Annotated in this window: 23 protein-coding genes and 2 pseudogenes; 16 read left to right on the top strand and 9 right to left on the bottom strand. The window is 66.0% G+C overall.

Features of this window, described 5'->3' with window-relative positions:
* Positions 1-368 precede the first annotated feature (368 nt).
* The 8 genes from KY499_RS18110 (at position 369) to KY499_RS06900 (ending at position 6419) form a co-directional block, all read left to right on the top strand.
* Positions 369-692: a hypothetical protein gene (locus KY499_RS18110; RefSeq protein ID WP_258191001.1), complete on the top strand. Its 324-nt coding sequence runs from the start codon at positions 369-371 to the stop codon at positions 690-692.
* Positions 655-1611 (top strand): extracellular solute-binding protein, encoded by a 957-nt coding sequence (locus tag KY499_RS06925; protein WP_308813102.1) that lies wholly within the window; start codon positions 655-657, stop codon positions 1609-1611. The genes KY499_RS18110 and KY499_RS06925 overlap by 38 nt, the downstream gene beginning before the upstream one ends.
* A 90-nt stretch (positions 1612-1701) precedes the next feature.
* The gene (locus KY499_RS06920; RefSeq protein ID WP_219886609.1) at positions 1702-2661 is read left to right on the top strand and encodes a carbohydrate ABC transporter permease; all 960 of its coding nucleotides are present in this window, start codon (positions 1702-1704) and stop codon (positions 2659-2661) included.
* The gene (locus KY499_RS06915; RefSeq protein WP_219886608.1) at positions 2661-3587 is read left to right on the top strand and encodes a carbohydrate ABC transporter permease; all 927 of its coding nucleotides are present in this window, start codon (positions 2661-2663) and stop codon (positions 3585-3587) included. Before KY499_RS06920 ends, KY499_RS06915 begins: the two co-directional genes overlap by 1 nt.
* A 76-nt stretch (positions 3588-3663) precedes the next feature.
* The gene (locus KY499_RS06910) at positions 3664-4386 is read left to right on the top strand and encodes a glucosamine-6-phosphate deaminase (protein ID WP_375141126.1); all 723 of its coding nucleotides are present in this window, start codon (positions 3664-3666) and stop codon (positions 4384-4386) included.
* A 65-nt stretch (positions 4387-4451) separates the two neighbouring features.
* On the top strand, positions 4452-5363 hold the full coding sequence (locus KY499_RS06905) for an N-acetylglucosamine-6-phosphate deacetylase (RefSeq protein WP_258191000.1): 912 nt from the start codon (positions 4452-4454) through the stop codon (positions 5361-5363).
* A gap of 41 nt (positions 5364-5404) precedes the next feature.
* Positions 5405-5674 carry an amidohydrolase family protein gene (locus KY499_RS18105; RefSeq protein ID WP_258190999.1) on the top strand — a complete coding sequence of 90 codons (270 nt, stop codon included), beginning with the start codon at positions 5405-5407 and terminating at the stop codon, positions 5672-5674.
* Positions 5667-6419, top strand: a complete 753-nt coding sequence (locus tag KY499_RS06900; RefSeq protein ID WP_219886607.1) for a copper homeostasis protein CutC — start codon at positions 5667-5669, stop codon at positions 6417-6419. The genes KY499_RS18105 and KY499_RS06900 overlap by 8 nt, the downstream gene beginning before the upstream one ends.
* A gap of 10 nt (positions 6420-6429) precedes the next feature.
* Here KY499_RS06900 and KY499_RS06895 read toward each other — a convergent pair whose 3' ends face one another.
* Positions 6430-7071 (bottom strand): hemolysin III family protein, encoded by a 642-nt coding sequence (locus tag KY499_RS06895; protein WP_308813101.1) that lies wholly within the window; start codon positions 7069-7071, stop codon positions 6430-6432.
* Positions 7072-7301: 230 nt separating this feature from the next.
* Here KY499_RS06895 and KY499_RS06890 point away from each other — a divergent pair.
* Together KY499_RS06890 and KY499_RS06885 are read left to right on the top strand one after the other, a co-directional pair.
* Positions 7302-8064, top strand: a pseudogene (locus tag KY499_RS06890) (isoprenyl transferase).
* A gap of 233 nt (positions 8065-8297) precedes the next feature.
* Positions 8298-9740: a PhoH family protein gene (locus KY499_RS06885; RefSeq protein ID WP_219886605.1), complete on the top strand. Its 1443-nt coding sequence runs from the start codon at positions 8298-8300 to the stop codon at positions 9738-9740.
* 48 nt (positions 9741-9788) lie between these two features.
* Here the strand turns inward: KY499_RS06885 and KY499_RS06880 are convergent.
* Positions 9789-10434, bottom strand: a pseudogene (locus tag KY499_RS06880) (GNAT family N-acetyltransferase).
* A gap of 56 nt (positions 10435-10490) precedes the next feature.
* Positions 10491-11297: a hypothetical protein gene (locus KY499_RS06875; protein WP_219886604.1), complete on the bottom strand. Its 807-nt coding sequence runs from the start codon at positions 11295-11297 to the stop codon at positions 10491-10493.
* Between the two features lie 72 nt (positions 11298-11369).
* Between KY499_RS06875 and KY499_RS06870 the strand changes: the two genes are divergently transcribed.
* The 4 genes from KY499_RS06870 (at position 11370) to KY499_RS06860 (ending at position 13301) form a co-directional block, all read left to right on the top strand.
* Positions 11370-11927, top strand: coding sequence for an A24 family peptidase (locus tag KY499_RS06870; protein ID WP_123254337.1), 558 nt, complete (start codon positions 11370-11372; stop codon positions 11925-11927).
* A gap of 26 nt (positions 11928-11953) precedes the next feature.
* Positions 11954-12424, top strand: coding sequence for an NUDIX domain-containing protein (locus KY499_RS06865; protein ID WP_123254338.1), 471 nt, complete (start codon positions 11954-11956; stop codon positions 12422-12424).
* A gap of 207 nt (positions 12425-12631) precedes the next feature.
* Complete coding sequence (locus tag KY499_RS18100) at positions 12632-12790, top strand: hypothetical protein (RefSeq protein ID WP_258190998.1); 159 nt, start codon at positions 12632-12634, stop codon at positions 12788-12790.
* Positions 12729-13301: a VWA domain-containing protein gene (locus tag KY499_RS06860; RefSeq protein ID WP_258190997.1), complete on the top strand. Its 573-nt coding sequence runs from the start codon at positions 12729-12731 to the stop codon at positions 13299-13301. The genes KY499_RS18100 and KY499_RS06860 overlap by 62 nt, the downstream gene beginning before the upstream one ends.
* A gap of 105 nt (positions 13302-13406) precedes the next feature.
* On the opposite strand, the gene KY499_RS06855 is transcribed toward KY499_RS06860, so the two are convergent.
* From KY499_RS06855 to KY499_RS06845, 3 genes are all read right to left on the bottom strand, one after another.
* Complete coding sequence (locus KY499_RS06855; protein WP_123254339.1) at positions 13407-14843, bottom strand: class II fumarate hydratase; 1437 nt, start codon at positions 14841-14843, stop codon at positions 13407-13409.
* Between the two features lie 74 nt (positions 14844-14917).
* Positions 14918-15532 (bottom strand): carbonic anhydrase, encoded by a 615-nt coding sequence (locus KY499_RS06850; protein ID WP_123254340.1) that lies wholly within the window; start codon positions 15530-15532, stop codon positions 14918-14920.
* 10 nt (positions 15533-15542) lie between these two features.
* Entirely contained in the window at positions 15543-16289 is a 747-nt protein-coding gene (locus KY499_RS06845; RefSeq protein ID WP_123254341.1) for a DUF4245 domain-containing protein, read from the bottom strand.
* Between the two features lie 207 nt (positions 16290-16496).
* On the opposite strand from KY499_RS06845, the gene glpX reads away from it, so the two are divergent.
* Both glpX and galE read left to right on the top strand, forming a co-directional pair.
* Positions 16497-17519, top strand: coding sequence for a class II fructose-bisphosphatase (glpX, locus tag KY499_RS06840; RefSeq protein ID WP_183164423.1), 1023 nt, complete (start codon positions 16497-16499; stop codon positions 17517-17519).
* A 133-nt stretch (positions 17520-17652) separates the two neighbouring features.
* Positions 17653-18621, top strand: a complete 969-nt coding sequence (gene galE / locus KY499_RS06835) for a UDP-glucose 4-epimerase GalE (protein WP_219886603.1) — start codon at positions 17653-17655, stop codon at positions 18619-18621.
* Between the two features lie 61 nt (positions 18622-18682).
* Here the strand turns inward: galE and KY499_RS06830 are convergent, their stop codons facing one another.
* The 3 genes from KY499_RS06830 to KY499_RS06820 form a co-directional block, all read right to left on the bottom strand.
* Positions 18683-19663, bottom strand: coding sequence for a peptidoglycan bridge formation glycyltransferase FemA/FemB family protein (locus tag KY499_RS06830; RefSeq protein WP_123254344.1), 981 nt, complete (start codon positions 19661-19663; stop codon positions 18683-18685).
* A gap of 4 nt (positions 19664-19667) precedes the next feature.
* On the bottom strand, positions 19668-20927 hold the full coding sequence (manA, locus tag KY499_RS06825; RefSeq protein ID WP_123254345.1) for a mannose-6-phosphate isomerase, class I: 1260 nt from the start codon (positions 20925-20927) through the stop codon (positions 19668-19670).
* A gap of 62 nt (positions 20928-20989) precedes the next feature.
* Positions 20990-22657, bottom strand: a complete 1668-nt coding sequence (locus KY499_RS06820; RefSeq protein WP_219886602.1) for an LCP family protein — start codon at positions 22655-22657, stop codon at positions 20990-20992.
* Positions 22658-22661 lie beyond the last annotated feature (4 nt).

Genomic DNA, 22661 nt, shown 5'->3' with positions numbered 1-22661 from the left:
TGAATCACCTGACTAGATGATTATTACTGATTGTTTGACGCATGTAAACATCACGATCGATCTATTCGGGTCCATGATGCCGGCTTTGGCCCGGAAGTGCATGTTGGCGACCCCGGCTGGCCGCAATCTGGCCACGGCGCGTGCCGGATGTCTAAATTTCGACGGCCAGGCGGAGGAATTGGTCACAGAAAAGAGTTGACCTGAGAGCTGGATCACGCGACAATCGATACACAAGATGATTAGAAGTGCATTTTTGAGTGACGCTAACATCATGAATCGTCAAATTCCTTCCTTCGAGGCCTCGGCAGGCTCCCTGCTCCAGGCCCGCGGTGGAGGCGGATGGCACCCCCTGAACGTAAAGGAAGACAATGAAGAAGTCCTTGCGCACCGGCGCACTCGCCTCAATTGCGGCAGCGGGCATGCTGCTCTCCGCCTGCGGATTCGGCGGATCCGGCGGCAACGCCGGCGCCGGCGAAAACACCATCAACCTTCTGGTCCCGAGCTACTCCGACGGCACAAAGGGCCGATGGGAAAGCATCATCAAGGACTTCGAGGCCAGCAACCCGGACCTCAAGGTGAACCTTGAGGTCCAGTCCTGGGACAACATCAACGATGTCGTGAAAACCAAGATCCAGGGACAGCAGGCCCCCGGATATCCTCAACATCGATGCCTTCGCAGGCTTCGCCAATGACCAGCTGCTCTACCCGGCGACGGACGTTCTCTCAGACTCCACGGCCAAGGACTTCCAGGACACCTTCGCGAAGAACGCCTCCGTGGACGGCGCCCAATACGGTATGCCGCTGATTGCGTCCGCACGCGCTCTCTTCTACAACAAGGACCTCTTCGACAAGGCAGGGATCTCCGCTCCTCCGAAGACCTGGGACGAACTGGAAACGGCTGCCCGGAAGATTACGGAAACCGGAGTCCCCGGATACGGGCTCCCGCTCGGTTCCGAGGAGGCGCAGGGCGAAACCGGCATCTGGTTCTACGGTGCGGGCGGCGGCTATGGCGATGCCCAGAAGATCACCGTGGACACTCCGGAGAACCTCGAAGGCGCCACGTTCATACAGAAACTGGTGGACGAAAAGCTCACGCAGGCCGACGCCGGCGCCACCAACCGCACCCCGCTGATCAACGTCTTCATCCAGGGCCAGCTGGGAATGATCGAGGCACTGCCTCCAACCGTGGGCCAGATCAAGGAAAAGAACCCGGCGCTGAACTACGGTATTGCCCCGATCCCCACGAAAGACGGATCACCGTTCACTCTCGGCGTCGCTGACCACCTGATGGCGTTCAAAAATGACGGCAAGAAGCAGGACGCCATCAGGAAGTTCCTGGACTACTTCTACTCGACCGACGTCTACACCCAGTGGGTCGAGGCCGAGGGATTCCTGCCCACCACCAAGTCCGGTGCCGAGAAACTCGCCTCCAACCCGGATACGAAACCGTTCCTGGACCTCCTGCCCAACGCCAGGTTCTACCCGTCCACCAATAAGGCATGGACCGCAACCCAGGGCGCAGTGCAGTCGCTGATCGGCCAGATCGCGCAGGGGAAGGACCCGGCCACGGTACTGAAGGAAATCCAGGCCAAGGCGGACGCCGCTTCCTAGGCCGTAGGGATGGCCGGCGGTTGACGGACACGTCACCCGCCGGCCATCCCCTGACAGATCCGCCCTCTTCCACCCCCCGGAGAATCTCCCATGAGCACAACAGCCGCCAAAGCCGATACCACCGACACCCCAACGGCCAGGCCGGGTGCGCCCCGCGGGCCCCAGACCGGCCGTGGCCGGGACAGCATCTGGAAGGCACTGCCCTGGATTGGCCCCTGCCTGATGCTGATCGTCGGGATAGTCCTGTTCCCTGCCGGCTACATGATCTACAACGCATTCCGCTCGATCAGCAACTTTGGGACGGACACCGGGTTCGCGGGACTGAAAAACTTCACGACGGTCTTTGCCGATCCGTCCTTCCCGCGCGTGCTCACCAACACCGTGGTATGGGTTGTCGCGGTCGTCCTCGTCACCGTGGTGCTGTCGCTGGCGCTGGCACAATTCCTGAACAAGCCTTTCCCCGGACGGACCATGGTCCGGATGGCCGTGATTGTGCCCTGGGCTGCCAGCGTGGTGATGACCACCACCGTGTTCGTCTACGGCCTGGACCCCTTCTACGGCATCATCAACAAGTTCATGGTGGACCTGCAAGTGATCGATGCCCCCTTCGGCTTCACCAAGAGCATGCCCTCCGCGTTCATCATCGCCATCGTGATCGCAGTCTTCGTCTCCCTGCCGTTCACGTCCTACACAATCCTCGCGGGCCTGCAGGGTGTACCCGGAGAGGTGCTCGAAGCCGCAAAGATGGACGGTGCCACCCCGGCCCGCACCTATTTCAGCGTGATCCTGCCACAGCTTCGCGACAGCATCGCAGTGGCAGTACTGATCAACATCATCAACGTCTTCAACAACCTCGCGATTCTGAAACTCATTACCGGCTCGCTGCCCGGATACGACGCCGACACTCTCATCACCCGCATGTTCAAGTGGATCCAGGTCGACCAGCGGCTGGATGTCGCCAGCGCCATGAGCGTCGTGAACTTCGCAATTGTCCTGGTGGTCGTTGCCGCCTACATCAAAATCGTAAAACCCATGAAGGAAGTGGACTAATGGCACATTCGACGCTCCCGCCGGTGGCCGGGACACCAACGGCCAGTCCCGCCGTCGTCCGCACCGCGCCGCGCAAGACGCGTTACGGCAGCGATCAGGCCAGCGGCCCCCGCGTCGCGCTGCGTATGGCGATCGGCCTGGTTATCGCGCTGGCCTTCCTTTCCCCGTATGTAATTATGGCCATCGGCTCGCTGAAGAGCCGCCCGGAGATCCTCAGCGTCCCCCCGGAGTACTTCCCGGCCACGCCCCGCTTCGACAACTACGCCAGCATGTGGTCAACGCCGGAGACGCCACTGACGCAAAACCTGATCTCAACCATCGTCATTGCCTCCTGCGCCACCATCCTGGTTCTGCTGGTCGCCACCCCCGCCGCGTACTACACGGCCAGGTTCAAGTTCCCGGGAAAAATGGTTTTTATGTTCCTGGTGATCGTGACGCAGATGCTGCAGCCCGCGGTTCTGACCGCGGGCCTGTTCCGGGAGATGATCGCCCTGAACCTTGCCGATACCTGGCTCGCCATGATTTTGATCAACGCCGCCTTCAACCTCTCCTTCGCGGTGTGGATCATGCACAGCTTCTTCGCCGGCGTACCCAAAGAAGTCGATGAGGCAGCGCAGATTGACGGCGCCGGGCGGTTCAGCGTCCTGTTCAAGATCAACCTCCCCCTGGTTTGGCCGGGTATCGTCACCGCCATCATCTTCACCTTCGTCTCCTGCTGGAATGAGTTCGCGGCCAGCCTCGTCATCCTGCAGACGGCAGGGAATCAGCCGCTCTCCGTCGCATTGACCAGATTCGTCGGCCAGTATGACTCCGCCTGGCAGTACGTCTTCGGCGTCTCTATCGTCGCCGTCGTCCCGGTAGTGATCCTCTTTATGCTGATCGAAAAGCGCCTGATCGGCGGGTTGTCCGCCGGCAGCGTGAAGTGAATCCTCGGGCCGCCGACACATATCAAGCCATCCGAACCGGGCCACCCGGTTGCACGACAGGAACAACGAAATCCACGTGAAAATCATCAAGACCGGCACCCCCGGCCAGGCCGGTGCCAGCGGCGCCCTGATGGTTGCCGCCCTGATCAGGGGGAAACCCGATGCCGTCCTGGGGCTGGCGACCGGCTCATCACCAATGCCGCTCTACGAGGCCCTCGGTGCGGAGAACCTCGACCTCGGCAGGGTGCGCGGATTCTCCCTCGACGAATACCTCGGACTGGGCTCCACCCACAAACACAGCTACGCCCAGGTCATCCGCCGCGAAGTCGTCGACCGGTTGGGACTGGCCCCTGCGCTCATCCACACCCCGGATGGGGAGGCGGCGGACGGCGCCCTCGAGGCGGCCGGCTTTGAAGACCGCATCCGCGCGGCCGGAGGCATTGATCTCCAAGTCCTCGGGATCGGATCCAACGGACATCTGGCCTTCAACGAACCCCCGTCCGCGTTCACTTCCCGGACCCGGGTGGTTGAACTGGCCGACAGCACCCGGGCAGACAACGCGCGGTTCTTTGACTCGCTGGAAGACGTTCCCACGCACGCCATCACCCAAGGCCTGGCCACCATCTTCGAAGCCCGGCACCTGCTGCTGATTGCCCATGGCCACCGTAAGGCGGAGGCCGTGGCCCGGGCCATCGAAGGCCCGGTCACCGAGCAGTTTCCGGCCTCCATGATCCAACTCCACCCGAACGTCACCGTCATCCTCGACGAGGCCGCCGCCAGCAAACTGCAACGAGCCTGACCAGCCGCAGGATCTCCCACAGCCATCAGGGCCCGCCCGGGGCGGACGAACGGAAGCACAACCTTATGATCATCGAAGCAGCACGCATTTTCAGCGCCGGCGAGTGGCTGGAACCAGGCTGGATTGAAATTTCGGAGGCACAGATCCACGCCGTCGGCAGGGGGAAGCCACCCCGCGATCCCGATTTCAGGACTGCAATGACCCTCGTGCCGGGCTTCATCGATGCCCACGTCCACGGCGGCGGCGGGCAGTCCTTTGACGACCCGGATCCGGACGCCGCCGGCCGCATCGCGACGACCCATCTGCGGCGCGGGACAACTACAATCATGGCAAGCCTCGTGACCGCGCCCTTGGATCAGCTGGAACAACACGTCCGCAGGCTGGCGCCCCATGTCCGCAGCGGGGACCTGGCAGGTATCCACCTCGAAGGGCCATGGCTCAGCCCATCACATAAGGGCGCGCACGCTCCGGAACTGCTGCGCGCCCCGGCCCGGGGCGACGTTGCCCATCTCCTGCAGGCAGGCGCCGGGACGGTGCGCATGGTCACCCTGGCCCCGGAACTTGCCGGCGGACTCGACGCCGTCCGGCAGATCTGCAGCTACGGAGCCGTCGCCGCCATCGGTCATACGGATGCCTCCTACGAGCAAACCCGGGCTGCCATCCAGGCCGGGGCCACCGCGGGAACGCACGTCTTCAACGGCATGCGGCCCATCCATCACCGCCAACCCGGGCCGGCAACAGCGCTGCTGGAAGACAAGGATGTGTTCGTAGAACTGATAGCCGACGGTGTTCACCTTCACCCCGCAATGATCAGGAGAATCTTCGACAGCCCGGCGCGGGCAGTTCTCGTTACTGACGCCATGGCAGCCGCTGACGCCCCCGAAGGCCGCTACCGGCTCGGCGGCCTTGACGTTGACGTCCGCGACGGACAGGGCCCCGCCTGGCCGGCAGCGGCAGCATCGCCGGCAGCACACTGACCCTGGACGCGGCTCTCCGGTACGCCGTGGAGGCGGCAGGCGTGCCCCTCGGGGAAGCACTCACCGCCCTTACGGAGCACCCCGCCACCATGCTGGGGCTCTCCGATGTCGGGGCGTTGGAGCCGGGGAAGCGCGCCGACCTCGTCGTCCTCGACGAGGGCCTCACCGTCTGTGCCGTCATGCGGGCAGGGCAATGGACCTCCCCTCCGCCGTTTGTCAATGACGGGGCCGGCAGCGCCCGGGCGGGCAGCGCACCGATGCCGGCCGGCCCGGGGTTGCCGGAGCTGAAAGAAGGTCCGTCGCATGACTGATCTGGAGATTGCTGTCCAGGACGCCGCCGGAGTGCGCATTGCCCTGGAAGGCGGGGCCACCCGGGTTGAGTTGTGCGCGGCGCTGCGGACCGGCGGGTTGACGCCGTCCATGGGCGCCGTACAGCTGGCTGTGGAGGCCGCAGGTGGAAGGGCCGGGTTTGTTCACGTGCTCGTGCGCAGCCGGGGCGGCGGCTACGTGTACTCGTACGAGGACGTGCGCACGATGTGCGCTGACATCACTTCACTGGCCGGCACCGGGGTGGGCGGCGTGGTGGTTGGCGCGCTCACTGCAGACGGCCGGATCGACCTGGACGTGCTGGCACGTTTCACTGCCGCAGCCGGGGACCTGCCTGTGACCTTCCACCGGGCACTGGATGCCACAGCAGACCCGCTGGTGGAGCTGGTCCGGCTGGCCGGGTCGGGGGTGAGCCGGGTGCTGACCTCCGGCGCGGCGGTCTGCAGTATTGAAGGGCTCGCCACTCTGGCGGCCATGGTCCGGCTCGCGCCGGACGGAGTGCAGATTATGGCAGGCGGCGGCGTGCGGCTGGAGGACATCCCGGCACTGGCAGCCGCAGGCGTGGCCGCCGTGCACCTCTCGGCGCGGGTCGTGGTCCTGGACCGGCACCCGGCTGGTCCCGGCGGCGGGGCACAGGAACTGGATGCCACAGACCCGGTCCTGGTGGCCGGTGCGCGCGCCGCGCTCTCGGCAGGGGACTGCACCGCCACCGGCTCAAGCGACCCGTAGCAGGGGGGTGTCAGCTCAGGACGGCGAACGCAATGGCGATGTAGTGCGCCGCGAAGGCAAAGACGGTGAAGGCGTGGAAGAGTTCATGGAAACCAAAATGCTTGTAGCTGAAGTTCGGTTTCTTGAGGGCATAAAAGACGGCGCCGGCAATGTACAGGGCACCGCCAACGCAGATCAGCACGGCCGAGGCGATATTGGCGGCGAAGAAATCCGGCAGGAAAAACAGCGCTCCGCAGCCGAGGGCAATATAGATCGGCACGTAAAGCCAGCGGGGGGCATTCGTCCACAGCAGCCGGAACAGCACACCGAGGATCGCTCCTGACCAGATGAGCCACAGCAGCAGCTCGGCCTTGGGCCGGTCCAGCAGTGACCATGCCAGCGGAGTGTAGCTGCCCGCGATGACCAGCATGATGTTGGTGTGGTCCAGCCGCTTCAGGACAATTTTGACACCGGGGGACCAGTTGCCGCGGTGGTAGATGGCGCTGATGCCGAACAGGAGAACCCCGGTGAGAGCATAGATCGCCGACGTGATTTTCTTTTCCGGCGTCGGAGCCAGGATCACGAGAACGAGGCCGGCCGCGAACGCCAGCGGTGCGGTGACGGTGTGGATCCAGCCGCGCCACTGGGGTTTGATCATCAGGAGTTCAGCTATCCGGATCGCGGCGTCATCCACCGCCCCGTTCGCGCGGTCCGTTGGCCGCCGGCGTGGCGCCGGGCTCTTGCTTTCCATGCCGCCATGATATCCCGCCGCCCGGTATGTTACTCACAGGTAGCATGCCGCCGGCCCCACCGGACCCGGGCGCGCACACGGCTCCCTCCTGCGGCAGGTAGCCTAGGACTTGCACTGCAGTCATACCTCAGGGAAGTCAGGTGAAGCTCCGGATGGAAATGCCCGGGTTCCTCTATGGCTTCTACGAGCGTAAACTCCAGCGGTCACTGGACACCGAACGCATCCCCCGGCATATCGGAGTGATGGTTGACGGCAACAGGCGGTGGGCCCGGCAGTTCAACGCACCGACGAGCCAGGGCCACCAGGCCGGGGCCGCCAAGATCCACGAGTTCCTTGGCTGGTGCCAGGAACTCGGCGTCAAGGTCGTCACGCTCTACATGCTCTCTACCGACAACATGAACCGCTCGGGCGAGGAGCTGGACCTGCTGATGGGCATTATTGCCAACACCCTGGACCGGCTCGACGAGGATGCCAACGTGTCCGTGCATGCCATGGGGGGCCCCGGAGCTGCTGCCGGGCTATTTGGCCGAACGGCTCAACAAGCTCACGGCCCGCACCCCTGCCCACGAAAAGCTCCACGTCAACGTCGCCGTAGGCTACGGCGGACGGCGGGAGATCGTCGACGCCGTCCGGGAACTGCTGCACGACGCCGTCGCCCGCGGTGCGGACATCGGGGAACTGGCCGACGGGCTCAGCGTTGAAGACATCTCCCGGTTCCTGTACACCCGGGGCCAGCCCGACCCGGACCTCGTGATCCGCACCTCGGGGGAGCAGCGTCTCTCCGGCTTCCTGATGTGGCAGAGCGCTTACAGCGAATTCTATTTTTGCGAAGCGCTATGGCCGGCGTTCCGGAAGGTGGACTTCCTCCGGGCGTTGCGGGATTACGCCGGGCGGCAGCGCCGCTTCGGCGCGTGAGCCGTTCATTTTGAGTTTACCTCCCCGCAACAGGAATCGCCGGGAAATAGTCTGGTAATTGCGCTGACGGAGACTTACCTTTGACCCATCGGCGGGCAATTTGCCGGTCGATCGGGGAGGCCAGTACATGGAGCGGATTGTCGCACCGGGTGTATGGGAGGCCGCGTCCGGCCTCGAGGCCGAACCGCCTCACCAATAACAAATCCGGGCGTGCGCCCGGGGCTGGAGTCGATGTGGCTACTTCTGAAAACCTGTCCGTTGTGGTTTCCGACCAGGGATGGAAAGCTACTTCTCGCGACAAGCGAGCCGCGTCAAAGACCGGAGCAGCGGGTTCGAACGCTGCGGCCGGTCCTTCTGTTTCCGGGGAAGGGACAGGGACCCGGGGCACGGCCCGCAGCTTCGTGATCGACACCTCCGTGCTGCTTTCTGATCCGCGGGCCCTCCTGCGTTTCGCGGAGCACGAAGTCATCCTGCCGATTGTTGTCATCACCGAACTCGAAGGCAAGCGCCACGACCCGGAGCTCGGCTACTTTGCCCGCAAAGCGCTCCGGCTGCTCGATGACCTGCGGCTTGAGCACGGCGGCCTGGACCGGCCCATCCCGATCGGGCGCGAGGGCGGCACGCTGATGGTGGAGCTGAACCACATCTCCGCGGAGGTTTTGCCCTCCGGCTTCCGCGGGGCGGGCAACGACAGCCGGATCCTTGCGGTCGCCAAGAACCTGGCCAATGAGGGCCGCGACGTGACGGTCGTGTCCAAGGACCTGCCGATGCGGGTCAAGGCGTCTGCAATGGGACTGGCGGCGGACGAATACCGCAGCGAACTCGTCCAGGATTCGGGTTGGACAGGCGTTGCCGAGATCGACGCGAGCGAGGAAGAGGTGGCAACCCTCTACGGCCACGAGCCGGTCTTTATCCCGGCCGCAGCCGAACTGCCGACCAACACCGGCCTGGTCCTCCTCTCCAACCGCGGCTCCGCACTGGGACGCGTTGGGGCGGACAAGCAGGTCCGGCTCGTCAGGGGTGACCGCGACGTCTTCGGCCTGCACGGGCGTTCCGCCGAACAGCGGCTCGCCATCGATCTCCTCATGGACCCCTCGGTGGGTATCGTGTCGCTCGGCGGACGAGCTGGCACCGGCAAGTCCGCGCTGGCCCTGTGCGCCGGACTCGAGGCAGTCCTGGAACGGCGGGAACACCGCAAAGTGATCGTCTTCCGGCCGCTGTATGCCGTCGGCGGTCAGGAGCTCGGCTACCTGCCCGGCTCCGAGGCCGAGAAAATGAACCCCTGGGCGCAGGCGGTCTTTGACACCCTCGGCGCCCTGGTCAGCCAGGAAGTCGTCGAGGAAGTGATGGACCGCGGCATGCTCGAAGTGATGCCGCTGACCCACATCCGGGGCCGTTCCCTGCACGACGCGTTTGTGATCGTGGACGAGGCTCAATCGCTGGAGAAGAACGTGCTCCTGACGGTGATGAGCCGGATCGGGCAGAACTCAAAGATCGTCCTGACCCACGACGTCGCCCAGCGCGACAACCTCCGGGTCGGCCGGCACGACGGCGTGGCTGCCGTCGTCGAGATTCTCAAAGGGCACCCGCTGTTCGGCCACGTGACCCTTACCCGCTCCGAGCGCTCGCCGATCGCGGCGCTCGTCACGGAGTTGCTGGAGGAGACGGAGATCTAGGCGGTTGCTGCGCCCGGCCACGGCCGTTCGCCGTGGCCGGGCCGGTCGTCAGATGCCCAGGTACTTGGCTGTGGGTTCGTGGCCGTCGACGTGGAGGGTCCAGTCCGGGCGTTTGAAGGTCGCGGGGGTGAGCCGGACCTTCTGGACGTCCTGAAGTGTGCCGCCCCAGTTGGCCCGGGTGACCCCGTTGATTTCGTAACCGAGCGAACGGGACACCCCGAGGGAGGCGCCGTTCCAGGCAGCCGCCTCGGATTCCGCGATGTCAGCACCGAGGTAGTCGAAGGCGTAGGCCGCGACGGCGGCCCGCATTTCCTTGCCCAGTCCCTGGCCCTGGGCGCTCAGGCGCAGCCACGAGCCGGTGGAGACGGTCCTGAGGGTGCCGAAGTCCTTCGCCTCGACGTCCTGGCAGCCGATGAACTCGTCCTCGTGCCAGATTCCCAGCAGCAGTGTCCACGCCTCCGGGGTCATGGTTGCCCGGCAGCGCCAGTACCACTGGGCCATATTCGGCCCCAGCTCGTGTGCCGGTGCCTCGGCCCACGGCCTGGTGAAGGGGCTCCGGCCCCGGTGCGTGGACGCCGCTGAGTGCTGCGGAGACTGCGGCCGGGATGTCCTCGTCGCGGATGGGCCGCAGGATCAGGCGGGGCGTGGCCAGGGTCAGGCCGAAGGGCGGCCAGTAGGAGGCGGGATCAGTCATCGGGGGAGCCTAGCCGCTGCGGGCCGCAGCCGCCAGTCAACCGGCCCGGTCAAAGGTCAATCGGCCGGCACGTCCCAGCTGATGTGCCGGCGGACGTCCGTGAGGTTCATGGAGCGGTCAAGGAAGAGGTCGTCCAGCATGTACTCGTCCACCGCCAGGATCCGCAGCCAGTGTCCGTAGGCATCGGTGCCGCCATCGAGCCAACGGCTCGCGACGCAGACCCCTGTGCCGGCGTCGATCCTCACGAGGGTGCGGCCCGGCCGGCACAGCGGCGCCCCGGGATCGCCCGGGCGGTACGAAGAGTTGGGGCTGATCGTGGCCTCCAGCGCGGGACGGCCCTCGTGGTCAACCTCGCTGATGGATTCCAGTTCCACGGGGTTGGCGTTCGGGAATTCCATCGGCACCGGGGCGTTTCCCGACAGCTCCACCGGGTCCAGGGCCGCGGCAAAGCGGCCGTTGCCAAAGCCAGGTTCGCCGTAGGCCGCCTCCGGCCGGCGCCTGACCAGTCCGTCGTCGTCGTAGACGGGGTTGACCAGCCGGGGCGGCAGCAGCCAGGACTTGCGGGTGGAACTGACGTAGAAACCGTCCCGGGAATCGTTAATGCCGGTGGTGCTGTGCAGGACCAGCCCTGCCGCGGTCTCAAGCCGCAGTGCTCCGGGCCGCCGCAGCCACGCCCGGACCAGGTCCGCTGCGCCGTCTGCTGTCCCGGCCGGGCCGTCGAAGGGCCGGTCCAGATATTCAAACCGCAGTGATTGCCACTTCCAGGGCGAGGACCGGCACAGATTCCGAAAGGCCGCCGCCTGCCCGGGCCGGCCGCCGGACGCCCGCGGCTCATGCCGGTTTCTGCTGTCCCATGCGGCCATATCCACAGTGTACGCGTGCGGTCCACGCATACGGACGGCCCTTACAGGGGAGTGATGCAGTAGCATCCGAGAGTGATCGAACGACTCGGCAATCTCGGTGCAGTGAGCCCGCTCGCCTTCTGGCTGGTGGTGGCTGCCTGCGCGTACTTCGTGCTCATGGCAGTGCAGCTCACCATCATCGACGTCCGTCACCACTTGCTCCCGGACCGGATTGTCTTTCCCTCGTACGGGATCGCCGGGGTGCTGCTGCTCGGCGCAGCGGCGTCCCTGGCGGTTCTGGCTGCACCGGACCCGGTCCCTGCGGACGATGCCGCCGCGCTTTTCGGCCTGCCGGGTCTTCGGATCCTCGCCGGCGGGGCGGTGATGTGGCTGTTCTATTTTCTCCTGCACACGGTGTACCCCCCGGGCATGGGCTTTGGCGACGTCAAGCTCGCCGGCGTCCTGGGGATGTATCTGGGCTTCCTGGGCTGGCACCATGTCGCCGCCGGGGCCTTTGCGGCCTTCGTATTCGGCGGCTTGTGGAGCCTGGGCATGATCGCCCTGCGCCGCGGCACCCTGGGATCGGCCATCCCCTTCGGACCCTTTATGCTGGCCGGAACAGCCGCGGCCATGCTCTTTCCCGCCGCCTGAAGCGGCACGCAGATTAGGCTGGCGGCATGGCCATACCGGACTTCATCCTCGCGCTGCGCGAGAAAATCGGACACGCAACGCTCTGGATTCCCGGGGTCAGGGGAGTGGTTTTCGACGATACGGGCCGGGTGCTGCTCGGCCAGCGGGCCGACAACGGCCGCTGGGGCGTCATCGGCGGAATCCTGGAACCGGGGGAAGACCCGGCGCCGGGCCTGGTGCGCGAGATCTTCGAGGAGACCGGGGTGGTGGCCGAAACCGAGCGGCTCGTTTCCGTGGACACCGTCGGTCCCACGCACTACCCCAACGGCGATGTCTGCCATTTCCTGACGCTGGCCTTCCGTTGCCGCTACGTTTCGGGTGAGGCCAGGGTCAACGACGACGAATCCCTGGCCGTCGGTTGGTTCCTGCCTGCGGACTTCCCGGAGCTGATGCCGGGCCATCTGGAATCGATCCGGCAGGCCAGCGAACCCGAGGCGGCCGTCCGCTACCGGCGCTGATCCCGTGAGGCACAGCAGGGGCGCCGCATCCCCCAAGGCCGCAGGGCCCTGTGGATTTCGGCCCGTGCGTCAACCGCCGGGACGGGTGAGCTGGCCGTCGTTCCTGCCGGCATCGTTTCCTGTCGGTGCCTGGCCGTAGTCTGCGGATATCCGGCATACCGCCGGAGGAACATGGCCCGGGCTTCCCCGGACCGGAATGGGGGAATCATGACCGACTCAGCCCTGACGTACATCTACGTCCTGCTGGACCGTTCGGGGTCCATGAGCGCCATCGCCGACGACACCGTCGGCGGTTTCGCTGCATTTGTCCGCGAGCAGCAAGCCGTGGCGGGGCCGGTGCCGGCTGTCGCTGGCCCAGTTCGATGACAGCTACGAGCACGTCTACGCGGCCGTGGACATCCAGGACGTCCCACCGCTGGACCTGCAGCCCCGGGGCTCGACTGCACTGCATGACGCCATGGTCCGGCTGATCGGAGAAGCAGGCTCCGAACTGTCCGGGCTGCCGGAGAATCAGCGGCCCGGTACCGTCCTCGTCGCGGTTTTGACGGACGGTCACGAGAACTCGTCCCGGGAGGCGGGCGCTGCCCTGGTGAAGTCGCTCGTGGAGCGGCAGCAGAGCCAGTGGGGGTGGCAATTCACCTATTTGGGCGCCAACCAGGACGCCGTGCTGACCGCGCACGGGCTTGGCATCAAGGCCGAAGACGCGTTGACATACGCGGCGGGAAACGTCGACGCGGCGTTCTCTGTGCAATCCGCGAAGACCCGCCGGCTGCGGGAGGCCCGGATCGGCGGAGCCAGCCTGGCGGAGGCCGCCGCTGCGGCCGCCTACACCAGCGAGGAGCGCGAGTCGGCCGGCGGCGACAGTTCTTTGCTGTAGCGGCAACGACGACGGCGGCCGGCGCCTTCCCGGGGGAAGGTGCCGGCCGCCGTCCGGTGCCGGTTGCTGCATTCGTGGCGGGGCCCCGGAGCTGGCTGAGGACAGCTAGGCCTTGTGCGGCGGACGCGTCATGGACATAACGTCCAGGGCGGTGTCCAGTTGTTCTTCGGTCAGTTCGCCGCGTTCCAGGAAGCCCATGGCCACAACGGTCTCGCGGATGGTCAGGCCTTCGGCGACAGCCTTCTTCGCGATCTTGGCGGCGTTCTCGTAGCCGATGAACTTGTTCAGCGGGGTGACGATCGACGGCGACGCCTCGGCGAGGAAGCGTGCGCGCTCAACGTTGGCGGTGATGCCATCGATCATCTTGTCGGCCATCACGCGGCTGGTGTTGGCCAGGAGCCGGATGGACTCGAGCAGGTTCGCGGCCATGACCGGGATGCCCACGTTGAGTTCGAAGGCACCGTTGGTGCCGGACCACGCGATCGCGGTGTCGTTGCCGATCACCTGGGCGCAGACCATGATCGAGGCCTCGCAGATGACCGGGTTGACCTTGCCCGGCATGATCGAGGATCCCGGCTGCAGGTCCGGGATGGCGATTTCACCGAGGCCGGTGTTGGGGCCGGAACCCATCCAGCGGAGGTCATTGTTGATCTTCATAAAGGAGATCGCGATGTTCCGCAGCTGGCTGGAGGCCTCGATCAGGCCGTCACGGTTGGCCTGGGCCTCGAAGTGGTCACGGGCCTCGGTGAGCGGCAACCCGGTGTCCGCCGCGAGCAGCTCGATGACGCGTTCCGGGAACCCTGCCGGGGTGTTGATGCCGGTGCCGACGGCAGTGCCGCCGAGGGGTACTTCGGCGACCCGGGGGAGGGAAGCGTTGATGCGCTCGACGCCGTAGCGTACCTGCGCGGCGTAGCCGCCGAACTCCTGGCCCAGGGTGACCGGGGTGGCGTCCATCAGGTGCGTGCGGCCGGACTTTACAACGTCCTTGAAATCCACGGCCTTGCGCTCGAGGGAATCGGCCAGGTAGCCCAGAGCCGGGATGAGATCGTTGATCAGCGCGGACGTGGCGGCCACGTGCACCGACGTCGGGAAGACGTCGTTGGATGACTGGGAAGCGTTGACGTGGTCGTTCGGGTGGACAACTTTGTCACTCCCGGCCGCCTTCAGCGCACGTGAGGCCAGCTCGGCGAGGACCTCGTTGGTGTTCATGTTCGAGGACGTGCCGGAGCCCGTCTGGAAGACATCGATCGGGAAGTCGCCGTCGTACTTCCCGGTGGCAACCTCATCGGCGGCGTCTGCGATCGCCTGGGCCAGCTCGCCGTCGAGCACTCCCAGTTCCGCGTTGGCCTGGGCGGCTGCCTTCTTGACGCGTGCGAGGGCCTCGATGTGGGCGCGTTCGAGGGTCTTGCCGGAGATCGGGAAGTTCTCGACCGCGCGCTGGGTCTGGGCGCGGTACAGGGCGTTCACCGGGACGCGGACTTCACCCATGGTGTCGTGCTCAATGCGGAATTCTTCAGATTTCAACTCGTCTATGGAAGTCATGGGCCTAGCTTATTGGGAGCGGGCGCCGCACCGAAAACCGTGAACAGGAGACCGGCCGGAGCGTCCGCTGTGCCCTAGAGTTCACCGATTCCGGAAACCAGGTCCGCCCGGCCCTCGGCCAGCCGGTACGACAGCCCGATCACGGCCGCCCGGCCGCTGTCGACGGCAGCGGAAATCACCCGTGAACTGTCCACCAGCCGCTGCGATGTCTGCTTGACGTGTTCAACGACCATGTCGTTGACGTCGTGCTGGTTATTCCGCATGGACGTCAGGACGGAGGGTGTGATGCGCTCGACGAGGTCGCGGATAAAACCAATCGGCATATTGCCCGTTTCCACGGCCGCCTTAGTGGCGCTCACGGCGCCGCAGCTGTCATGGCCGAGGATTACGATCAGCGGAACTCCCAGTTCGCTGACGCTGTACTCGAGCGAGCCGAGCACGGCGTCGTCGATGACCTGCCCCGCGGTGCGGACCACAAACGCGTCCCCCAGCCCCAGGTCGAAGATGATTTCGGCGGCAAGCCGGGAGTCGGAGCAGCCGAAGATCACAGCGAAGGGGTGCTGGTTCTCGACAAGCGAGGATCGCCGCGAGGCGTCCTGGTTGGGATGGGAGGATTCGCCGGCGACGAAACGCTCATTGCCGTCGCGAAGACGGCGCCAGGCAAGGGCAGGAGTCAGGTATGTGGCCACGGCCTACACTTTACGGCGACGGAGCGGCAGGCGCGGAAATTGTTGCGTCAGCGGCGTCAGTGGCGGCAGGGGTGTTAGGAGCCGCAGGCGCGGCCGGGGTGGACGCCGCGCTGGAGTCTATTGCCTGGACGACGGCGGCGGCCAGGACGGAGAACTCGTCCAGTTTCGCCGCCCCGGACAGGACCACGGTAGTGCCGGCGCGGACCAGCACCATACTTTTCTGGCCCTTGCTGGTGTCGCGGAGCTCCCAATCAGCTCCGCCGGCGCTCCGCGTGCCGGTCACCCCGGCGTTCCGTGTCTGCTGGAGGAGCCACGTGGGGTTCGGCTGCCGCGTTTGCACCAATCCAATGAAGGATTCGTTCGGGGTGAGATACCCGACCTCCCAGGTCGGCACTCCGCTGGTCGTGCCGGACTCCCAGCGCGCATAGTTGGCGCGGTAGGCGCCGCCTGTATCAGGCACCGCGGGTGTGAATCCTGCCACATCCGTGGCGTTCCGGGACACGGCAGCGACGTCGATGTTGGGGCGGTAACCATCGGACTTCGGCCCGGGGTTGAGGAGCACGATCGGGAGGAAAACGGCGATGCTGATGGCCAGGGCGATGAACATCCCCAGCACCGACGCGTTGGCGCGTTTCGCGGCTGCGGCGCGCAGGACCGGCCTTACCGGCGCCTCTTCCGGCCCGGCCGGAGCCTGGCCGGTCGTTCCTGGGCCGGAGGATCCTGGGGCTGCGGGGGGTACATCCTGCGTTTCGCTCACGCTTCTATAGTCGCCTATGACGGAGCCGATCTCACACTCGGACCGGCCAGCCGGCCGGTGATGTGTTTCACGGGCATGTCATTCTAGGGGCCCGGAGGCGCCGCAATGGCTATGATCAGAAGCAGACAAACACCGCGACGGATCGATACGGCCGTACGGGTTCAACGATCGCCACTCGAAGAAGAGGTTCACGTGACACCAGCGCCTATGTCCCAGAAGTACTCCACGCTTTCCCCCTCGCTCGCGGTCGGAGTCGACGAGCCTGACCGCAACCTTGCGCTGGAACTGGTCCGCGTCACTGAGGCCGCCGCCATTGCCGGTGGCCACTGGGTCGGCTTCGGTGACAAGAACAAGGCTGACGGTGCCGCCGTCGACGCCATGCGCTCCTTCCTCCAGACAGTCCACTTCAACGGCGTTGTGGTCATCGGCGAGGGTGAAAAAGACGAAGCCCCGATGCTCTTCAACGGCGAGCACGTCGGTGACGGAACCGGTCCGGAATGCGACGTCGCCGTCGACCCCATCGACGGAACCCGGCTGACAGCCCTTGGCATCAACAACGCCCTGGCCGTCCTGGCCGTGGCCGAGCGCGGTTCGATGTTTGATCCCTCCGCCGTGTTCTACATGGAAAAGCTCGTCACCGGCCCCGAAGCTGCGGACATGGTGGACCTGCGCCTGCCGGTCAAGCAGAACCTGCACCTCATCGCCAAGGCCAAGGGCGTAAAGGTCAACCAGCTCAACGTGATGATCCTGGACCGCGACCGGCACCGCACGCTCGTGGAGGAAATCCGCGAGGCCGGTGCGCGCACCAAGTTCATCATGGACGGCGATGTTGCAGGCGCGATTGCTGCGGCACGCTCCGGTACCGGCGTTGACGCCCTGATGGGCATTGGTGGAACTCCGGAAGGCATCGTGACGGCCTGCGCCATCAAGTCCCTTGGCGGCGTCATCCAGGGCCGGCTCTGGCCCACCAGCGACGATGAGAAGCAGAAGGCGATCGACGCCGGACACGATCTTGACCGCGTGCTGTCCACCAACGACCTCGTGACGAGCGATAACTGCTACTTTGCCGCAACCGGCATCACCGACGGCGACCTCCTCAAGGGAGTCCGCTACTCCAAGGACAAGGTCCTCACGCAGTCCATCGTGATGCGTTCCAAGTCCGGCACCATCCGCTTCGTCGACGGCGAGCACCAGGCCAGCAAGTGGGAAGGGTACGCGCGCAAGAACTAGCGCCGCCCCTGAGCACGAAACAACAGCGGATCCCGGAGTCGCCCTGGCGCCCGGGATCCGCTGTTTTGCGGTTCTTCTCCCGACGGCGGTGCCGGTCCAGGCTCCGGCCAGCCCGGTTCGGTAGGCTGAAGCCATGACTTGGTTAGTGACCGGCGGCGCCGGGTATATCGGTTCACATGTGGTAGCCGCCTTGCGCGGAGCGGGGATCGGACCGGTGGTGATCGATTCGCTCTCCAGTGGGCACCGTGAATTTGTTCCGGCCGGAGTGCCGTTTGTTCTCGGCAGCATCCTCGACGAGGAGTTGGTCGAAAGGACCCTGACCCAGCATGCCGTGGCCGGGGTCATCCACCTGGCCGGATTTAAGTACGCCGGCGTCTCGGTTCAGGAGCCGCTGCTGACCTACGAGCAGAACGTCACGGGGACCGCCGCACTGCTCGGGGCGATGGAACGCGCCGGAGTGGACAAGCTCGTGTTCTCGTCTTCCGCGGCGACCTACGGTACGCCCGGCGGAGACATTGTCACCGAGGCCACCCCCACCAACCCCGAATCGCCCTACGGGGAAAGCAAACTGATCGGTGAATGGCTGATCCGGGATCAGGGCCGGGCGCGGGGACTGCAGCACACCTCGCTGCGCTACTTCAACGTCGTCGGCTCCGGCTCGCCCGAACTCTACGACACCAGCCCGCACAATTTGTTTCCGATCGTGCTGCGGGCGCTGACGTCCGGGCAGACCCCCCGTATCTACGGGACGGATTACAACACTCCCGACGGCACCTGCGTGCGCGACTATGTGCACGTCGCTGATCTGGCGACCTCACATGTGGCCGCAGCGCAGAGCCTCGCCGCGGGACGGGCACTGGAACCGATTTACAACCTGGGTTCCGGGGACGGGCTCTCAGTGCGCCAAATCATGACGGCCATGGCGAAGGTTACCGGCATCGACTTCGAACCGGAGATCGGTCCGCGCCGGGCAGGGGACCCCGACCGGATCGTCGCGGACGGTGCGCTGGCGGCCCGCGACCTGGACTGGGTGATGCGGCACTCCGTGGAGGACATGGTGGCCAGCGCCTACGCCGCGCAACGGCACGCCGCCGGCGTCTAGTTTAACCAGTCCCGCGGCGCCCAGTCCCGCGGCGCTGGGCTTCGCCGCGGCCGCGGGGTGGTTAGCCGGGCTGGCGTCGAAGCCTGGCGCGCAGCGCCTGCACGGATTTCCTGGCCAGCTGCGCGCCGGCCCGGGCCACATGGTAGGCGCCGTAGCGCACTTTTCGGACCGGCAGGTCCCATGTTCCGGGGTAGGCGACCTCCCGGCCGCCAAAGGACTTCTTGAACGCGGTGAAGCCGGCCCACTTGTGCTCCGGCTGATCCGCGGGTGCAACGCCCCACAGGTCCACATGCTTCAGCCCCGCCTCGCGGGCATCGGCGATGAGAGTGACCAGTAGAGGGATCCCGGCGCTGAGTTTCCGGTGCGTGTCATCGAGGGCCGCATGCGCATACGTTCTGGTGTCCGCGGAGTCATAGGCCAGCGCAGCGGCGATGGGCGCGCCTTCGAGTTCTGCGATGAAGAGTGTCGCAGCGCCGGCCGGCATCAGCGAACGGGCCACCTGGCCGAGGTACTCATCGCTCTGGGGCTTAAAACCATTGCGTGCCGCTGTCATATGGAGGAACGTCAGCAGCACCGAAATTTCCGCAGGGTCCTGGCTGGACCGGAAGGTCACGCCTTTCTTGTGGATGTTCCGGTAGAGATTTCGATTGGCTGGCTTCATGTCGGCCAGAATGTTTTTCAGCTCACGGTCCAGGTCCACGATCCAGCTAAGCTCGGGCTGCTGGTTTGCCGGGGCGGGGCGCAGGCCACGGCTCCGCAGGACGGCATCGGCACCGGACACATCGAAGCCGGCCCTGGCCGGCTCGATCCGGACAAACACGGCCCCGCAGCCCCGGGCCAGTTCCGTCAGCGCCGCCAGAGCGGCGTCGAAGGCCTCGAGGGATTCGGCGACCGGGCCGTACGGGACATACAGCAGCCTCCCGGCCGGGTTCGACTCCTCGACGGCCAGGAAGCTCCAGCCCGGTCCGGACTGTTCGTGGACCGTCCGGCCCAGGTCGCGCTGGAAAGCGGCCCACTGCGGGCCCTGCAGGAAAAAGTCCAAGATATCAGTCCAGTGCGGTAGTGACGGAGAAGGCCAGCGCGGGGGCGGTGGCGCCGGAGACGGCATGGACAATGACCGGGGCCTCGGCTGCGGGCAGGAACGCGCTCGCGCCCCGGTCCAGCCGGAGATCTCCCTTCGGGGAGTCGAGAAGTACCGACCCGGAGACCACAATGATGACAGCAGCGCCGGACTGGGCCACCGGCACAGGATCGGACCCGGGGGAAAGTTCCACCCGCTGCAGCTGGAACTCCCGGAACGGCGGGCGGAAGATCTCCTGTCCCAGCCCGGACGTCGCCGCGTTCAGCAACGGCACGCCCACGGCTTCGAAGGCGACGGTCCTGAGCAGCTCAGGGACGTCAACGAACTTCGGCGTCAGACCCCCGCGGAGCACGTTGTCCGAGGACGCCATCACCTCGACCCCGAGGCCATGCAGGTAGGCATGGACTTTGCCGGCCGGCAGGAACACGGCCTGCCCCGGCTCGAGCGAAACCCGGTTCAGCAGCAGCGAGATGAGCACGCCGGGATCCCCGGGGAATTGGCTGTTGAGGTCGACGACAGTGGAGAGCTCCGCCGTATGGCCGGCCATTGGTGCGCCGGATTCCAGTGCCGCGGTCACCATGGCCGTCGCGTCCGTGACGTCCTGACCCCCGGCGAGCAGCCGCTCGAAAGCGGTACGGAGCGCCGCCGGCTCGTCGGACCCGGCGAGGTCCTCCAGCAGGCGCGGGAGCAGCGGCGGGAGCTCAAGTCCGGCGAGGTCGAAGCACGCCACGAGATGTTCAAAGACCTGGCGGGAATCCGCAGCCGGCCGGAACCCGCACAGCGACTCGAAGGGTGTCAGGGCCAGAAGCATTTCCGGCTTGTGATTGTCATCTTTGTAGTTGCGCGCCGGATCCGCGTGGTCAACGCCGGCAGCTTCCTCCCGGGCGAATCCAGCGCGGGCCTGGTCGAGAGTAGGATGAACCTGCAGCGACAGCGGGCTCTCGGCGGCCAGGATCTTGAGCAGGAACGGCAGGCGGGGACCGAATTCGGCGATGCTGGCAGCCCCCAAATGGTGTTCCGGGTCCCCGGCGATCAGCTCGTCCAGCCCCAGTTGCACGGCGCCGCCAGCATCGGCCGGCTGCACAAGGGCGGACGGGGAGTCCGGATGCGCGCCAATCCACAGTTCGGCCTCCGGCCCGCCTGAGGCGGGCCTCCCGAGCAGCCCTGCGATCGCGGTGGTGGATCCCCAGGCATACGGCCGGAGAACGTTGTGCAGTTTGTACATGGGCAGGTCCTTCACTGTTCAGAGAACATTGGTCTCGTTCAGGCGTACGGCCGAATCCGGAATCAGAGCGGTGCGCACAGGCCGTTGCTGGCCACCAGGTTGCGGATCGACTGTTCGTCGCCCTGGCTCTTGAAGTAGTCGAGCATCTCACGGGTAATCGGCTCGCCGTCCGGCGTCGTGGTCACCGGGGTGAAGTCCGACGACGGTTGCGGGTCGGCGGCTGCGGCGCTGCCCGTCGCGGGCTCTGCCTCTGCCGGGGCCGGGGCCGGGGCCGCAGGCTGCGGGTCGGCGGCGACCGCGGGGGCTTGCGCTGCCGGGCTTCCATCCAGAAGGGCGCGGACCCGGGTATGGATCACGTCAAAATCCGGGACCGTCGAGAAGGAGGCGTCGAAATCCGGCGGCCCTATCGTCAAACGGTCCACCCCTTGGCCCTTGGCCTTGAGGGCAAGATCCACGAAGCTGCCGAGCTGGCTGGCTGAAATGTTGGACTCCACCACTTGGGTACCGGCCTGGGCGATGTCTTCGAACCTGGTCAGCAGGGTCGCCGGATCCATCTGCTTCAGCATGGCCTGTTGCACGCACTGCTGGCGTTGAATGCGGGCGTAATCGTCCACGAACTCGCGTGAACGGGCGTACCAGAGGGCGTGGAAGCCGTTTAGGTGCTGATCGCCGGCCGCGATCCAGCCGAGCGGCATGCCGTGGATGCCGTTGGCTTCATCGAGCATTTCGCCGCTGCTGATGGGGACCCAGCCGCCGGCCTTGATTTTGATTCCGCCCATTGCGTCGATGAGCTTCGAGAAGCCGTCCATGTCCACCAGCACGTAGGCCTGGACCGTGATCCCGAGGGTCCCCGACACCGCCTCCACTGTGGCCTGGGCCCCCGGGTCGGCCACGCCGGGGTACAGCTCCTGGTGGTCATTCGTGACCTCGGTGTTGATGGCGTTGATGAGGCAGTCGTTTCCGCAGTCGTAGCCGTCCGGGTAGACCGCGCGCATCGGCGAGTCCTCGCTGAACTGGGCATTCTGCAGGTTTCGCGGAACAGAAATGATGGCAGTCTGTCCGGTCTTGGCGTCAACGCTGATGACCGAGAGGCTGTCCGGCCGGCGTCCGGTCCGGTCCGCCCCGGCGTCGCCGCCCATCATCAGGAAGTTATACCGGCCCTCGGAGGGCTCGATCGTGGGTCCGAAACCGGAGAACATGCTGCCGATGGCGTCACGGCTGACATTGAGGACGTAGGCGGCGTAGCCGAGGGAGCCGCTGCTGAGGACCATGGACACGACCAGCGCTGCCGCGGCACCGAGCCGGATCCCGGGGGCCAGCAGCGTGGGCCGGACGAGGCGGAAGGTGTTCAGGAAAAGGGCGGCCCAGCCGAGCGAGAGGGCCGCGAGTACCACGACGAGAAGGAGCGAAACGGGCGGGCTGGCGAGGACATTGATCAGCAGCGGGCGGCTGGCAATGAGGAGCAACACCGCGGCAATCAGCACGGCCCAGACCGTCAGCGTGGTGCGCAGGGCGACCCGACCCAGCCGGCGGCTGCCGGCGACGGTTTGGGCGCTGCCGGGAACCAGCAGGGTGATCAGGATCAGCAGGAACGCCCGCTTGGCAAGGACCGGGGCCGGGGCTCCCGCCGGGTGCCTCACTGGGTCTGTCAGGACAGCGCCGGGCCGTGGTGCCTGCTCGTGTGCGTTATGCCGCTCGGGGCCTCGCGAGGGAGCGTAACTGTTGGTCATGGCG

It is taken from the genome of Arthrobacter sp. PAMC25284 (genome assembly GCF_019443425.1).
GTDB classification, from domain to species: domain Bacteria; phylum Actinomycetota; class Actinomycetes; order Actinomycetales; family Micrococcaceae; genus Arthrobacter; species Arthrobacter oryzae_A.
The sequence above is the reverse complement of the archived record's forward strand: the minus strand, read 5'-3'. Positions and strand labels throughout refer to the sequence as shown.